This window comes from Comamonas sp. (genome assembly GCF_036643215.1).
Lineage (GTDB): Bacteria > Pseudomonadota > Gammaproteobacteria > Burkholderiales > Burkholderiaceae_C > Comamonas.
Genome location: NZ_JAVXSJ010000012.1, coordinates 19,174 through 32,672, shown reverse-complemented (window position 1 = coordinate 32,672; position 13,499 = coordinate 19,174). Strand labels below are relative to the sequence as shown.

The 13,499-nt window shown below is 58.9% G+C and carries 16 protein-coding genes; 14 read left to right on the top strand and 2 right to left on the bottom strand.

Annotation, left to right across the window (positions count from 1 at the left end):
• Positions 1–244 precede the first annotated feature (244 nt).
• From ribBA to tolA, 8 genes are all read left to right on the top strand, one after another.
• Positions 245–1,366, top strand: coding sequence for a bifunctional 3,4-dihydroxy-2-butanone-4-phosphate synthase/GTP cyclohydrolase II (ribBA, locus tag RSF91_RS10140; RefSeq protein WP_332568304.1), 1,122 nt, complete (start codon positions 245–247; stop codon positions 1,364–1,366).
• A 17-nt stretch (positions 1,367–1,383) separates the two neighbouring features.
• Complete coding sequence (gene ribH / locus RSF91_RS10135) at positions 1,384–1,863, top strand: 6,7-dimethyl-8-ribityllumazine synthase (RefSeq protein WP_099736278.1); 480 nt, start codon at positions 1,384–1,386, stop codon at positions 1,861–1,863.
• Positions 1,860–2,405, top strand: a complete 546-nt coding sequence (gene nusB, locus RSF91_RS10130) for a transcription antitermination factor NusB (RefSeq protein ID WP_332568303.1) — start codon at positions 1,860–1,862, stop codon at positions 2,403–2,405. Before ribH ends, nusB begins: the two co-directional genes overlap by 4 nt.
• Positions 2,406–2,590: 185 nt before the next feature.
• Complete coding sequence (locus tag RSF91_RS10125) at positions 2,591–3,784, top strand: pyridoxal phosphate-dependent aminotransferase (RefSeq protein ID WP_332568302.1); 1,194 nt, start codon at positions 2,591–2,593, stop codon at positions 3,782–3,784.
• 6 nt (positions 3,785–3,790) lie between these two features.
• On the top strand, positions 3,791–4,207 hold the full coding sequence (gene ybgC / locus RSF91_RS10120) for a tol-pal system-associated acyl-CoA thioesterase (RefSeq protein WP_332568301.1): 417 nt from the start codon (positions 3,791–3,793) through the stop codon (positions 4,205–4,207).
• Positions 4,204–4,908, top strand: coding sequence for a protein TolQ (tolQ, locus tag RSF91_RS10115; RefSeq protein ID WP_099736275.1), 705 nt, complete (start codon positions 4,204–4,206; stop codon positions 4,906–4,908). The genes ybgC and tolQ overlap by 4 nt, the downstream gene beginning before the upstream one ends.
• Positions 4,909–4,932: 24 nt before the next feature.
• The gene (locus RSF91_RS10110; RefSeq protein WP_332568300.1) at positions 4,933–5,364 is read left to right on the top strand and encodes a biopolymer transporter ExbD; all 432 of its coding nucleotides are present in this window, start codon (positions 4,933–4,935) and stop codon (positions 5,362–5,364) included.
• Positions 5,365–5,436: 72 nt separating this feature from the next.
• Positions 5,437–6,603: a cell envelope integrity protein TolA gene (gene tolA / locus RSF91_RS10105; RefSeq protein WP_332568299.1), complete on the top strand. Its 1,167-nt coding sequence runs from the start codon at positions 5,437–5,439 to the stop codon at positions 6,601–6,603.
• Between the two features lie 127 nt (positions 6,604–6,730).
• On the opposite strand, the gene RSF91_RS10100 is transcribed toward tolA, so the two are convergent.
• On the bottom strand, positions 6,731–6,997 hold the full coding sequence (locus RSF91_RS10100) for a hypothetical protein (RefSeq protein ID WP_332568298.1): 267 nt from the start codon (positions 6,995–6,997) through the stop codon (positions 6,731–6,733).
• Positions 6,998–7,260: 263 nt separating this feature from the next.
• Between RSF91_RS10100 and trhP the strand changes: the two genes are divergently transcribed.
• Positions 7,261–8,649, top strand: a complete 1,389-nt coding sequence (gene trhP / locus RSF91_RS10095) for a prephenate-dependent tRNA uridine(34) hydroxylase TrhP (RefSeq protein ID WP_332568297.1) — start codon at positions 7,261–7,263, stop codon at positions 8,647–8,649.
• 193 nt (positions 8,650–8,842) lie between these two features.
• Positions 8,843–9,703, top strand: a complete 861-nt coding sequence (locus RSF91_RS10090) for a plasmid replication/partition related protein (protein WP_332568296.1) — start codon at positions 8,843–8,845, stop codon at positions 9,701–9,703.
• 81 nt (positions 9,704–9,784) lie between these two features.
• Here the strand turns inward: RSF91_RS10090 and RSF91_RS10085 are convergent, their stop codons facing one another.
• Positions 9,785–10,309 carry a hypothetical protein gene (locus RSF91_RS10085; protein WP_332568295.1) on the bottom strand — a complete coding sequence of 175 codons (525 nt, stop codon included), beginning with the start codon at positions 10,307–10,309 and terminating at the stop codon, positions 9,785–9,787.
• Positions 10,310–10,541: 232 nt separating this feature from the next.
• Here RSF91_RS10085 and RSF91_RS10080 point away from each other — a divergent pair, with 232 nt between their 5' ends.
• The 4 genes from RSF91_RS10080 (at position 10,542) to RSF91_RS10065 (ending at position 12,989) form a co-directional block, all read left to right on the top strand.
• Entirely contained in the window at positions 10,542–11,477 is a 936-nt protein-coding gene (locus tag RSF91_RS10080) for a LysR substrate-binding domain-containing protein (protein WP_332568294.1), read from the top strand.
• A gap of 159 nt (positions 11,478–11,636) precedes the next feature.
• Positions 11,637–12,539: a DMT family transporter gene (locus tag RSF91_RS10075; RefSeq protein WP_332568293.1), complete on the top strand. Its 903-nt coding sequence runs from the start codon at positions 11,637–11,639 to the stop codon at positions 12,537–12,539.
• 33 nt (positions 12,540–12,572) lie between these two features.
• Positions 12,573–12,797 (top strand): DoxX family protein, encoded by a 225-nt coding sequence (locus tag RSF91_RS10070; protein ID WP_332568292.1) that lies wholly within the window; start codon positions 12,573–12,575, stop codon positions 12,795–12,797.
• Between the two features lie 21 nt (positions 12,798–12,818).
• Positions 12,819–12,989 (top strand): hypothetical protein, encoded by a 171-nt coding sequence (locus RSF91_RS10065; protein ID WP_332568291.1) that lies wholly within the window; start codon positions 12,819–12,821, stop codon positions 12,987–12,989.
• The last annotated feature ends 510 nt before the right edge of the window (positions 12,990–13,499 follow it).

The following is a 13,499-nucleotide window of genomic DNA, read 5'->3' as shown; positions in this document are numbered from 1 at the left end:
CTTGCAGCAGATCATGGTTTCAGGGGTAACTGCCGCGCCGAAAGCTCGCACTGCAATAGAATGGGCGTTTTCCGCAAGGCCTTGCCCTGCAGAAAGCGGCTTACCCGCTTCACACGTTCTTTGGAAGTCCTGCCATCGCCCCCTACTCTCCCTCAGGCGGCGCTGGCAATGCCTCACTGGTGCGTGTCGTGCGCCAGCCCTGACTGCTTGCATCGCATCAAGATCACGTCCAAGAAGGCATTCCATGAACAGCTCCCTCCAACCCGTGCCCATCTCGCCCGTCGAAGACATCGTGGCGGAAATGCGCGCTGGCCGTATGGTCGTTCTCGTTGATGAGGAAGACCGTGAAAACGAAGGTGATCTGGTTCTGGCATCGGACCATGTCACACCTGAAGCCATCAACTTCATGGCCCGTTTTGGCCGTGGCCTGATCTGCTTGACGCTGACCCGCGAGCGCTGCGAATTCTTGAAGCTGCCCCCCATGGCCGCGCGCAATGGCACGGTGTACAGCACGGCGTTCACCATCTCGATTGAAGCCGCCGAAGGCGTGACCACCGGCATCTCCGCCGCTGACCGCGCCCGCACCATTCAAGTGGCCGTGGACAAAAATAGCCAGCCCACCGATCTGGTGCAGCCCGGCCACGTGTTCCCGCTGCAGGCCGTGGATGGCGGCGTGCTCATGCGCGCTGGTCACACTGAAGCTGGTTGCGATCTGGCCGCGCTGGCAGGCTGCTCGCCCTCCTCGGTGATCTGCGAGATCATGAACGACGACGGCACCATGGCCCGCCTGCCCGATCTGCAGCTGTTCTGCGCCGAGCATGGCATCAAGATCGGCACGATTGCCGACCTCATCGAATACCGCAGCCGCAATGAATCGCTGCTGCAAAAAGTGGGCAGCCGCCCCATGCAGACGGCCCACGGCGAGTTCATCGCCCATGCCTTCCGTGACGTACCCAGCGGCTCCGTGCACCTGGCACTGGTCAAGGGCGAATGGCAGACCAACAACACCGTGCCCGTTCGCGTGCACGAGCCTCTGTCAGTGCTGGATGTGCTGGAAGTGGGCCGCAACCAGCACTCATGGTGCCTGGATGAGAGCCTGAAATACATTGCCGACAATGGCCAGGGCGTGGCCGTGCTGCTGAACTGCAGCGAATCCGGCGACGAGCTGGTGACCCAGTTTGAAGGCAAGGCACGCTCTGCCCAGGCGCCCGAACGCGGCCGCATGGACCTGCGCACCTATGGCGTGGGCGCGCAGATTCTGCGCGAAGTCGGCGTGAGCAAGATGCAGCTGATGGGCCAGCCCCGCCGCATGCCCAGCATGGCTGGCTACGGACTGGAAATCACCGGCTACATCCCCAAAGCATAAGAGACGGAAATTACAAGATGCAAAACGCAGAACAAGGCCAAGGCCTGAACATGAACGGCGCTGATCTGAAGATCGGCATCGTGCAAGCTCGCTTCAACGAAAGCATTACCAACACCCTGTTTGCCTCCTGCCGCGATGAGCTGCTGGCACTGGGTGTGAAGTCCGAGAACATCGACCATGTCACAGTCCCCGGCGCACTGGAAGTGCCCGTGGCCCTGCAGACACTGGCCGACACCGATCAGTACGACGCCCTGGTGGCGCTGGGCTGCATCATCCGTGGGGAGACATACCACTTCGAGCTGGTAGCCAATGAATCGGGCTCGGGCGTGACACGCCTGTCCCTGGACTACCGCCTGCCGATCGCCAATGCGATCATCACCACTGAAAACATGGAGCAAGCCATTGCCCGCCAGGTGGACAAGGGTCGCGACGCCGCCCGTGTTGCCGTGGAAATGGCCAATTTGCTCAACGCCTACGACGATAACGAACCATCATGAGTGAAGAACAATCTAGCGACTCCAGCGCCAACCGCCCTGCCCGTCAAAGCCGCACGGGCTTGACCAGCACTGGCGTGCGCAAAGCAGCGTCAAAATCCAACCGCAGCCGCGCACGTGAATTTGCGCTGCAAGGCCTGTATCAGCACATCGTGGGTCATAACGAAGTGCTGGAGATCGACCGTTTCACACGCGAGCTGGCCGGTTTTCACAAGGCCGACGTGGTGCACTACGATGCACTGCTGCGCGGCTGCGTAGAAAACGAAGCCGCACTGGATGCCCTGATCACCCCCAAGCTGGACCGTGGCCTGACCGCTATCTCGCCCATCGAACATGCCTGCATGTGGATTGGTGTGTACGAGTTCCAGAACTGCCTCGACGTGCCATGGCGCGTTGTGCTCAACGAGTGCATCGAGCTGGCCAAGGAATTTGGCGGCACCGACGGTCACAAGTATGTAAACGCCGTGCTCAACGGCCTGGCTCCAGAGTTGCGCGCTACAGAAGTGACGCACGACCGCTCGGCCCAGAAAAAGTCTGCCAGCTAAGCTGGGCTGACCCATGGGCCGTGCTTGTGCGGCCCTGCTGCCGCCTCATGCATAGTCAATGCAAATACTGCAACCAGACCACAGGTGCTATCGTGCACCCGCTGGCTGGTTGCAGTTTTTTTATGAGCGCAGCCTTAGAGCATGCTTGCGCCCATTGCTGATTGATTGAAAGATTTTCTTCGTCCATGTCCGTTATTGAGCTTTCCCGCCGCGCCCAACGCATCGAGCCTTTTTACGTCATGGAAATGGCCAAGCACGCGCAGGAAGTGGCACGCAAGTCCAGCGCCAGCGGCTCACCCATGATCTACCTGAACATTGGCGAGCCCGACTTCACCGCCCCGCCTCTGGTGCAGCAAGCCGCTGAGCGCGCCATCCGAGCCGGACGCACCCAGTACACACAGGCCCCCGGCCTGCCCGAGCTGCGCGAAAAGATCAGCGCCTGGTATGCCTGCCGCTTCGGCATCAATGTGCCTGCGCGCCGTATCATCATTACCGCCGGAGCCTCGGCAGCGCTGCAGCTGGCCTGCCTGGCGCTGATTGATGAGGGCGACGAGGTACTGATGCCCGACCCCAGCTACCCCTGCAACCGCCACTTTGTCTCTGCTGCTGAAGGCAAGCCGGTGCTGATTCCCTCATCGGCTGCCGAGCGCTTTCAACTCAGCGCTGCCAAGGTGGAGGCCGCTTGGGGCGAGCACACACGCGGCGTGATGCTGGCATCCCCCTCCAACCCCACAGGCACCTCCATTGCACCCGATGAGCTGCGCCGCATTCACGAAGTGGTGCGCGCCAAGGGTGGGCTGACCATCGTCGATGAAATCTATCTGGGCCTGTCTTATGACGACGCCTATAGCAAGTCGGCACTGGAGCTGGGCGATGACATCATCTCCATCAACAGCTTCAGCAAGTATTTCAATATGACCGGCTGGCGTTTGGGCTGGATGGTGGTGCCCGAATCGCTGGTTGCCCCTATCGAGATGCTGGCCCAGCACCTGTTCATCTGCGCCAGCACCATCTCTCAATATGCGGCCCTGGCCTGTTTCGAGCCCGAGAGCATTGCCGAGTACGAACGCCGCCGCGCCGAGTTCAAGGCCCGCCGAGACTATTTCATTCCGGCGCTGGAATCGATTGGCCTGCCCGTGCCCGTCAAGCCCGATGGGGCCTTCTACGCCTGGGCCGACTGCCGCGCCGCCGCTGAAAAGCTCGGCGTCAAGGGAAGCTGGGACTTTGCCTATGCAGTGATGAATCAGGCCCACCTGGCCATCACGCCCGGCCGCGACTTTGGTCATGCCGAGACGGCGAACTATGTGCGTTTTTCCACAGCCAACTCCATGGAGCAGCTGCAGGAAGCCATTGCGCGCCTGAAGAAGCTGCTGGGCTGATGCACCATGGCTTTTGAGTTCCCTATTCGAGTTTATTGGGAAGACACGGACGCAAGTGGCCGCGTCTTCCACGTCAACTACCTCAAGTTCTTTGAACGTGCGCGCACCGAATGGCTGCGCTCGCTGGGCATTGCTCAGCAAAATCTGCGGGAACAAACCGGCGGTATCTTTGTCGTAACCTCTGCGCAGCTTGAATATCTGCGCCCGGCCCGGCTTGATGACCAGCTGCGTGTGACCGCAACCCTGAAAAGCGCCGGCCGCGCCTCGCTCGTCATTGAGCAGCAGGCGCTGCTGGTAAACCCCGACAATCAAGCTTTGGAGCCAGCGCTGCTGTGCACGGGCTCCATCCGCATTGGATGGGTGGATGGCAAGACCATGCGCCCCACGAGAATTCCAAACCATATCCTGGAGCAACTTTCATGAACTCCCAAGACATGTCCATCCTCAGCCTCATCATGCAGGCCAGCTGGGTGGTTCAACTGGTCATGCTGATTTTGGTGGTCGCATCCATCGCCAGCTGGGCCACCATCTTCAACAAGGCCAAAACCTTGAAGCGTGTGCGCACGCTGAACGACAACTTCGAGCAAGACTTCTGGTCGGGCACCAGCCTCAACGACCTCTACGCCTCTGCGGCGCAAAACGCCAAGACCGGCGGCCCCATGGAGCGTATTTTTGCCAGCGGCATGCGCGAGTATCAAAAACTGCGCGAGCGCCGCATGGACGATGTTGCCACGCTGATGGACGGCACACGCCGCGCCATGCGCGCCAGCTTCCAGCGTGAGCTCGACGAGATCGAATCCGGCCTGTCCTTTCTGGGCACCGTGGCATCCGTCTCGCCTTATGTCGGCCTGTTCGGTACCGTCTGGGGCGTGATGCACGCCTTCACCGGCTTTGCCAATATGGAACAAGTCACGCTGGCCACCGTCGCGCCCGGTATTGCCGAAGCACTGGTGGCCACGGCCATGGGTCTGTTTGCCGCCATTCCTGCGGTGACGGCTTACAACCGCTATGCCCACAACGTGGACCGCATTGCCAGCCAGGAAGAAACCTTCATCGAAGAGTTCTCCAACATCTTGCAGCGCAATGTGGGCTCCACCAGCAGCCACAGTGCCTCCGGCCACTGATGACCCAGCTCAAGGAATGACGCCATGGCAGCAATGAGCTCACGCGGTCGCAATCGCCGCACCGTCAACGAAATCAATATGGTGCCCTTCATCGACGTGATGCTGGTGCTGCTCATCATCTTCATGGTGACAGCCCCCATGCTCACGCCGGGCTCCATCAATGTGCCAAGCGCAGGCAAGTCCTCGCGCCCGCCGACCAAGAACATTGCCTATGTGCTGCTCGATAAAGACGGCAGCATTCAGTTCAAGAACGGCAGCAGTACGCAGGGCGTCAAGCTCGACGACCTCAAGGGCCTGGCCCAGTCCTGGCAAGAAGGCCAGGGCGAAGACAGCGCCATTCAGATCATCGCCGACAAGGGCCTGCCCTTTGATGACGTCATGAAGGCACACACCACGCTCTCCAAGGCCGGCGTCAAACGCATCGCCTTTGGCGTTGTTTCTTCTTCCAGCAATTGAACCCAGTCATAAAGCTCTGCCCCGCCACGCTTGAACTCAAGCACAGCCGCCAGAGCAGACCCCTCATTCACCATGCCTAACCAGCAAGATCGCGATCAGTTTGCGCCACCCCGCCACCAGGGCCGGGTGCGCTCATGGTCGCTCGCTCTGGCCGCGCACGGGCTGCTGATTGCGGCTCTGCTGTGGACAGTGCGCACCCCCAAAGAAGCCGAGGAAGCCATGGTCGAAGCCGAGGTCTGGAGCAGTTCTGCCCCAGCCTCTGCCGCCGCTGTGACGCCACCACCTCCTCCACCCGATCCCACGCCCGAGCCGGTACCCGAGCCACCACCTCCCCCGCCCCCCCCTCCACCGCCACCAGAGCCGATGGTAATGCCGACACCTGCTCCTGCGCCCACCCCAAAAGCCCAGGCCCATGACGACGAGCATGAGGCCGAAGTGGCGCTGGCCAAAAAGAAGAAGCAGGAACAGTTGAAGAAGGAAAAGGCCGAACAGGAAGCCCAGGAGAAGCGAGAGCGCGAGAAGGATCGCAAGGAAAAAGCGGAAAAGGACAAGGCTGAAAAGGCGCACCAGGACAAGCAAAAAGCCGAGAAGGCCGAAAAAGCGGAGAAGGAACGCAAGGAAAAAATCGAGCACGACAAGAAGGAAAAAGCCGAAAAGCTCGCCAAGGAAAAAGCGGAAAAGGAAAAATCCGAGAAGGCCGAAAAAGATAAAGCGGCCAAGGACAAGGCCGCCAAGGAAAAAACCGAAAAGGCTGAAAAAGAAAAAGCCGAGAAGGACAAAGCCGCTAAGGAAGCCAAAGAAAAGGCTGCCAAGGATGCCAAGGCCGCCGATGACCGCCGCAAGGCCGAACTGGCTCGCCTGCAAGGTCTGGCCGGAGGATCAGGTAATGCCGGCGGCAGCGGTGGCAGCGACCACAGCGGCACTGGCGGCAGTCGCTCAGGCGGGGCAGGCAGCAGTGCCAACGGCGGCCCATCGGCGGGTTACGGAGCGAAAGTCGCTGCCAAGGTCAAGCCCAATATCGTCTATCCAGACGCCATCAGCGGCAACCCGCGTGCCGAGGTTCGCGTGCGCACAGCGCCGGACGGCACCATCACTAGTGCGACGATTTCCAAGTCCAGCGGCAATGCGGCCTGGGATGAGGCCGTGGTGCGCGCCCTGCACAAGACCGATAAGCTACCGCGCGATATCGACGGCAAGGTGCCATCCGATCTGGTGATTGGCTTCAGACCGCAGGACTGATTTGCGGCACCATGCGGGCAACTATGAAAACCATAGCTGCCAGCGCACAATAGAAAAGGGCTTGAAGGCAAAAAACCTTCAAGCCCTTTTCAGTATTCAAACAGCACTGATCGCTGTTTTGGCGCTGTTATTTTTTCTTCAGCTCCCCCACCATAGGAAGCACCAGCGTGTCGCCATCCTTGATGGTCAAAATCGTGACCTTTGCGCCGTCTTTCTCAATTTTGACCTTGTTATCTTCAATTTTGTATTCCACCTCCATACCCATCATTTCCAGCGTATTGCCTTTGAAAGTGATTTCAGCCGCCCCGGTTTGATCGGCATACGTCCCATCCAAAGTTTTGCCGCATGCAGCCAGCAAAAGGGTCATCATGGAAATTGCAATCAGTTTTTTCATATCAGGTCCTGGAAAACTATTCGTACCAATATTCATGGGCCGCTTTGAGGAGACATTGCCCCGCTGAAACGGTCGAAATAACGCTTTGAAAAAATGCACAATGCATTGGCACAATGGCTTGGCTGACGCCCTGTTTTCAATGAAGCGTTCTGTCTTATTCGCTGTTCGCAGCGTTCTGGTTCAAAGAATTTGCAGGCACGCGGATGTCTGCTGCAGCGCCTGCCCGGCCCGCGTAGCCACATCAACCCACAGTGAAAAGCCTGATGCAGGACAATAGAGGGATCATGACCCTCAAAGCCCCTGAACTCTTGCTGCCTGCCGGCTCGCTCGACAAGATGCGCGCCGCCTACGACTTTGGCGCCGACGCTGTGTACGCCGGCCAGCCGCGCTACTCTCTGCGCGCGCGCAACAACGAATTCCGCCTGGAGCAGATCGGCCAGGGCATTGCCGAAGCGCACGCGCGCGGCAAGAAGTTCTTCCTGACCAGCAATCTGATCGCCCACAACGACAAGGTTCGCACCTATCTGCGCGACATCGAGCCCATCATCGCGATGAAGCCAGACGCCATGATCATGGCCGACCCCGGCCTGATCATGATGGTCAAGGAAAAATGGCCAGAGCAGGTCATTCATCTGTCCGTGCAGGCCAACACCACCAATCACGCCACCGTGAAGTTCTGGCAGAAGATGGGCGTGGAGCGCATCATCCTCTCGCGCGAGCTGAGCCTGGACGAGATCGAGAAGATCCGCCAGGAATGCCCCGATATGGAGCTGGAAGTATTTGTGCACGGCGCGCTGTGCATTGCCTACTCTGGCCGTTGTTTGCTGTCGGGCTACTTCAACCGCCGCGACCCCAACCAGGGCACTTGCACCAACGCCTGCCGCTGGGACTACAAGACGCACGATGCCAATGTAGACCCCAACACCGGCGAAGCGCTGGGCCAGACCATGGAAAACGGCTTCAACTTCGAAGACGCCAAGAACGATCTGGACAACCAGTTCACCAGCACCTGCGGTGACCAGCAGCGCCACCCCAAGGCTGACGCGATTTACTTGCTGGAAGAAAAAGGCCGCCCCGGCGAGATGATGCCCATCATGGAAGATGAGCATGGCACGTACATCATGAACTCCAAGGACCTGCGCGCCGTGGAGCATGTGGAGCGCCTGACCAAGATCGGTGTCGATTCGCTCAAGATCGAAGGCCGCACCAAGAGCCTGTACTACGTGGCCCGTACCGCGCAAACCTACCGCCGCGCCATTGATGACGCCGTGGCCGGCCGCCCCTTCAACCCCGAGTTGATCACCGAACTGGAAGGCCTGGCCAACCGCGGCTACACCGGCGGCCTGATGGAGCGCCGCCCCGCCAACGATTACCAGAACTACGAAACTGGCCACAGCGTGCTGCAACGCAGCCACTTTGTGGGCGAAGTGCGTGGCTACGAAAACGGCATGGCTGAGATCGAGACCAAGAACCGCTTCTCGGTCGGCGATACGCTGGAAATCATTCACCCCACAGGCAACCGCCAGATCAAGCTGGAAAAGATGTTTGACCTGGAAGGCAAGCCCGTGGAAGTCGCACAGGGCAACCCCATCCGCGTGCGCATTCCGCTGGAAGGCCCAGTGGAAGGTGCGCTGATTTCGCGTCTGCTGTAAGCTCACTGCGCACGCTTCTTCCAACGCCCCATACGCTGGGGCGTTGCTCTTTTTTCAGTAGCTTCTTGCGCTTGTTCCGCGTCAAATTTCAAAGAAAAAATTTTTGAAATCATTGAATATCAAGCGCAAGCAGCTCATTTATTGATAGTGGCACCCAGCTAACTGCTGGCAGCCACACACGGACAGAAACACCATGGATCTCCGCATTGACGAAGGCCTCAAGGCCTATATCGACCCCTTGACCGCTGACGAGCATGAGTCGCTGGAGCGCAGCATCCTCGCCGAAGGCTGCCGCGATGCGCTGGTGGTCTGGGATGATCTGCTGATCGACGGCCACAACCGCTACGGCATCTGCCAAAAGCACGGCCTGCCCTTCAACACCATTCAGGCCACGCAGTTCAAGAACATGGACGACGTGCACCTGTGGATGATCGACCAGCATCTGGGCCGCCGCTCAGTGTCTGACTTCCAGCGCGGCGTGCTGGCCCTGCGCAAGCGCGAAATCATTGCCGAGCGCCGTGCTGCTGCCGCCGCTGCGGTGAACGCAGCCAAGGCCTCCCAGCCCGCCAGTGAAGAAGCCCCATGGGAAGGCGATACCGACCCCGCTGTCGCCCAGGCACTGGCCAGTGTGGCCAAGGTGCCCGATGAGGCGCTGGACACGCGCGAAGCCCTGGCCCGTGCCGCCCGCCTGTCGGCCGGTCAGGTCAAGATGATCGAGACGATTCAGGAAAAAGCGGCGCCTGAAGTGGTCGCCGCCGTGAAGGCCGGCGAGCTGTCCCTGAACGCTGCTGCCGTGGTCGCCACCCTGCCCGAAGAAGAGCAGCAGGCCGTGGCCGCCGAGGGTGCCGATGCACTCAAGCAAGCTGCCAAGCGCGTGCGCGATGCCAAGAAAAAGCCCAAGGCCGCCAAGCCCGAAGCCGACGAATCGGCAGAAGCTGCGCCCGCCGCCAGCCCCGAAGAGCTGCAAGCCCGCGTGACCGAGCTGGAAGCCGAGAACGAGCGCCTGCGCATGCAGGTCAAGACCTTGCAGGAGCTGCTGGCCGAGCAAGGCTAAGCAGGCCCTGCCTCTGACAAAAAAGGCGAGACCCATGTCTCGCCTTTTTTACGCCCACCAGTTGGATCCGAAGACGCTGAATCAAGAGGTCCAGAGTGTGCGCGACGCTTTCTTGACGTCTTCCGTCAGCTCCAGCATGCCATGCTCTGGCGCCTTGGTGGTTTCCACCACCATCCAGCGCCCGTTGTGCTGATAAATCACTTCATACACGGTGTTAAAAGAATGCGCATGCACCTCATGAAAACCGGGGTTCACTGGCAGCTTGACCGCATTCAAAGACTGATTGGCCGGCACCTGCGCCAGGCTGGCTACCGGCGTAAACAGGTTGTGGACCACCGAAAACGGCTTGGCCGACTGCGCCATGGAAGGCGTGACCAGCACCACATCCGAGCTCAGTTGCTGCAGAGTGCTCATCACATAGCTCAGGCCTTTCTCGCCGCCCACCACCACCTGCGTGACGCGATGCGGCGTGATCTGCATCGCGCTGACGACCTCTTGGGCCCATGCGCCTTGAGCGCACAAAATAGCCGCACCCAGCAAACCTGTGCGAAGAAACGGCTTGCGGGCCAGAGCGGTAAAAACGCAGCGCGAAAACGATTGAGTCATGATGTCTTGTCTCTCTATGTCTATGGTTTGGTTCGAAATCGATATGACAGACGCGTGCAACCCTCTTCAACGCCGCCTGCCTTTGTTGTTCGAATGGCGGCTGCAGGCGGTTCAATGTTTTGCGCAAAAAATCAAATGAATGCGCGCAACCACACTCGGCCATCGTCTGCGTGCAAGCGCCGCTCAGGCAGACTTGAGACTTGGCTGTTGACTGACTCAGGATCTCTACCCCATGCGTGACCTCAATGATTTGTACTACTTCGTGCAGGTGGTCGATCACAGCGGCTTTGCCCCGGCAGGGCGGCAGCTGGGCATACCCAAGTCCAAACTCAGCCGCCGCATTGCCCTGCTGGAGGAAGAGCTGGGCGTGCGCCTGATCCAGCGCTCCAGCCGCCGCTTCACTGTCACCGACATTGGTCAGGCGTACTACCAGCGCTGCCTGGCCATGCTGGTAGCGCAAGAAGTCATTGACCGCACCCAGCTAGAGCCACAAGGCCTTGTGCGGCTCAGCTGCCCCAATGCCCTGCTGGATTACCAGATTGGCGAGATGCTGGCCCGCTTCCTCGTTCAGCATCCGCGCGTGCAACTGCAATTGGAGAGCACCAACCGCCGTGTGGACGTCATTCGCGAAGGTTTTGACGTGGCATTGCGCGTGCGCTTTCCGCCGCTTGAAGACAGCGGGCTAGTCATGAAGATACTGGGCGAGAGCACGCAATATCTGGTCGCCAGCCCCAGTCTGGTCGAATCCATGGGCGGCATTCCAGGGCTGGAGGCTCTGAACGGCTGGCCCAGTGTCAGCGATACGCCCAGCCAGCGCAGCCCCAGCTGGCAATTGCAGAACGCCAAGGGCGAAACCCGAGAAATTGCCTACCAGCCGCGCCTGGTCTGCGAAGACCGCCGCGCCCTGCTGCATGCAGCTTTGCATGGCGTGGGCGTGGTGCAGATGCCCGCCATGTTTGTGCAAGATGATCTGCGTGCAGGCCGCCTGCTGGACATCGCCCCGGGCTGGAGGCCGCGCGCTGGGCTGGTCCACGCCGTCTTCCCCTCGCGCCGCGGTTTGTTGCCTTCGGTGCGGGCGCTGCTGGATTTTCTGGGGCAGGAGTTTGCACCGGCCAGCCCTCACCCACTGTCAACCCTGACAACGAATGAAGGCGAGCTCAACGTCTAAGTGCTGCTGCTTCGCTGCAAGCGACACCATCGTCCTAAATTAAGAACGCTGATACCAAGTTCTGCGGGCTACTCAGGCTGACTCATCTCCCATAAATTTGAGCCATTCCTGATTCAAGCAAGGCCTCTAACCCTTGCTTCTTCCTTCGGAGACCTAGCCATGAATGCAAAACTCTCAGCCGCCGCAGCCGCCATCCTCTGGGGCTTCACCTATGTTCTGACCACCTCCTGGCTGCCACCCAACCCTTTGTTCCTCGCGGCCTTTCGCGCGCTGGGCGGGGCTCTGGTGCTGCTGGCCATCGTTCGCTGCATGCCAGAGCGCGCCTGGTGGGGCCGCATGCTGGTTCTGGGCACTTTGAATGCAGGCATGTTCTTCAGCCTGTTCTTTGTCGCCGCCACCCGCCTGCCTGGCGGTGTTGCTGCCACCTTTCAGGCGCTGACACCTCTGGCCGTCATCTTTATCGCCTGGGGCGTGCTGGGCGCACGTCCCACCATGATCAAGATTGCAGCCGTCATTCTGGGTGCACTCGGCGTTTCACTGGTGGTACTTTCCAGCTCCGCGACGCTGGACCCTGTCGGCATTGCCGCCGCTGTAGGCAGCATGCTCTCCATCGCCGCTGGTGGTGTGATGCTGAACAAGTGGGGGGCTCCTCGCATGCCTTTGCTCGGCTTTACTGGCTGGCAGTTGTTGATTGCAGGTGTGGAACTCGCTGTAGTCGCCTTGGTTATGCAAGACCTGCCTTCAGGCCTGAACAACAGCAACATCCTTGGTCTGGTTTTGCTGGCCGTGGCACTCACTGCTGTCCCCTTTGCCCTGTGGTTTGGCGCAATTGAGCGTGCTGGTGCCGTGGCTGTGGCCCCGTTCATGCTGCTGACACCTGTTACGGCCTTTGTGCTGGATGCCTTAGTCAAGGGTGTGCAACCCAGCAACTTGCAACTGGTCGGCGCAGCTCTTGTGATGGGCGGCCTGATTCTGAGCCAGCGCGGCAGTAGCAAGCCCCACGCACACGCCCATAAGCATGCCCACACCCCGAAGGCAAAAACAGCAAGCAACGCCCATTAATTCATAGACTTTCTTGCCCTGAGGAGGTCCGCCATGCTCAACACCCTGCTGCAATCTCGCGTTTACTACACCCTGGCAACCGCACTGCTGACCTATATCTTCTGGTGGAGCGGGTTAAACAAGATCTTTGATTTTGCGGGAGCCATGGCAGAGATGGAGCATTTCGGACTGCACCCTGCCACCTTGTTTGCCGCGGCGACCATTGCTCTGCAAGTTCTGGGTTCTCTGGCCATCATTAGCGCCAGCCGCTGGGCCTGACTGGGAGCTGGTGCACTGGCAGTGTTTACGCTGTCTACGATTCCTCTGGCACACCGGTTCTGGGAAATGGAAGGCATGGTGGCTTTTCTCGAAAAAGCACTGGTGCAAGAGCACATCAGCCTTATCGGAGGCTTGGCAGTTGCCGCAGCTCTGGCCAGCATGCGACGCAAAGCGGCAGTCATTCAGCAATGAGTTACTCCTTGAAAAAGATCACCAACAGGTGATCTTTTTTTGCGTCTGCACTGCCTATCTTTCGCATTTAGCCCTGTTTTCGTCACATCACGGAATGCACCATTTAAAAAAGAAAAAACAAGAATAAAAAAGAAACAATAAGAAATTAAAAAGATAAGAAACCATAAATACAAATGTTTGCGCACACTCTCTAAAAACCAAACAACGCCCAAAACAGATCGTCTCCAGAAAATAACAAAAATTAAAATAGTTCAATAAATTTTCAAAAAATATACAAAAGTTTATTAACTACTCATAGAATTTCACCGCTTACTCATAGTTACAAAGGTAAGCCATCTGCTTTCAGCGCATGAATCGCTGTTTTTTCTTATCTGCTTCAGATACTAAAACTCGCAACCATCCGCCTGATTCAGCGCACAAGCCTTAGAGCCGTTAACACGCCCCAGTAAACCGAAGCTTACGGTTGAGACAAGGCTTCGCGCTGACGTATCAAGGGTTTTTTAGCGGGTC

Bases quoted from the DNA above. Each gene is read 5' to 3' on its own strand.
- ribBA (WP_332568304.1), top strand. From the start codon at position 245: ATGAACAGCTCCCTCCAACCCGTGCCCATCTCGCCCGTCGAAGACATC.
- ribH (WP_099736278.1), top strand. From the start codon at position 1,384: ATGCAAAACGCAGAACAAGGCCAAGGCCTGAACATGAACGGCGCTGAT.
- nusB (WP_332568303.1), top strand. From the start codon at position 1,860: ATGAGTGAAGAACAATCTAGCGACTCCAGCGCCAACCGCCCTGCCCGT.
- RSF91_RS10125 (WP_332568302.1), top strand. From the start codon at position 2,591: ATGTCCGTTATTGAGCTTTCCCGCCGCGCCCAACGCATCGAGCCTTTT.
- ybgC (WP_332568301.1), top strand. From the start codon at position 3,791: ATGGCTTTTGAGTTCCCTATTCGAGTTTATTGGGAAGACACGGACGCA.
- tolQ (WP_099736275.1), top strand. From the start codon at position 4,204: ATGAACTCCCAAGACATGTCCATCCTCAGCCTCATCATGCAGGCCAGC.
- RSF91_RS10110 (WP_332568300.1), top strand. From the start codon at position 4,933: ATGGCAGCAATGAGCTCACGCGGTCGCAATCGCCGCACCGTCAACGAA.
- tolA (WP_332568299.1), top strand. From the start codon at position 5,437: ATGCCTAACCAGCAAGATCGCGATCAGTTTGCGCCACCCCGCCACCAG.
- RSF91_RS10100 (WP_332568298.1), bottom strand. From the start codon at position 6,997: ATGAAAAAACTGATTGCAATTTCCATGATGACCCTTTTGCTGGCTGCA.
- trhP (WP_332568297.1), top strand. From the start codon at position 7,261: ATGCAGGACAATAGAGGGATCATGACCCTCAAAGCCCCTGAACTCTTG.
- RSF91_RS10090 (WP_332568296.1), top strand. From the start codon at position 8,843: ATGGATCTCCGCATTGACGAAGGCCTCAAGGCCTATATCGACCCCTTG.
- RSF91_RS10085 (WP_332568295.1), bottom strand. From the start codon at position 10,309: ATGACTCAATCGTTTTCGCGCTGCGTTTTTACCGCTCTGGCCCGCAAG.
- RSF91_RS10080 (WP_332568294.1), top strand. From the start codon at position 10,542: ATGCGTGACCTCAATGATTTGTACTACTTCGTGCAGGTGGTCGATCAC.
- RSF91_RS10075 (WP_332568293.1), top strand. From the start codon at position 11,637: ATGAATGCAAAACTCTCAGCCGCCGCAGCCGCCATCCTCTGGGGCTTC.
- RSF91_RS10070 (WP_332568292.1), top strand. From the start codon at position 12,573: ATGCTCAACACCCTGCTGCAATCTCGCGTTTACTACACCCTGGCAACC.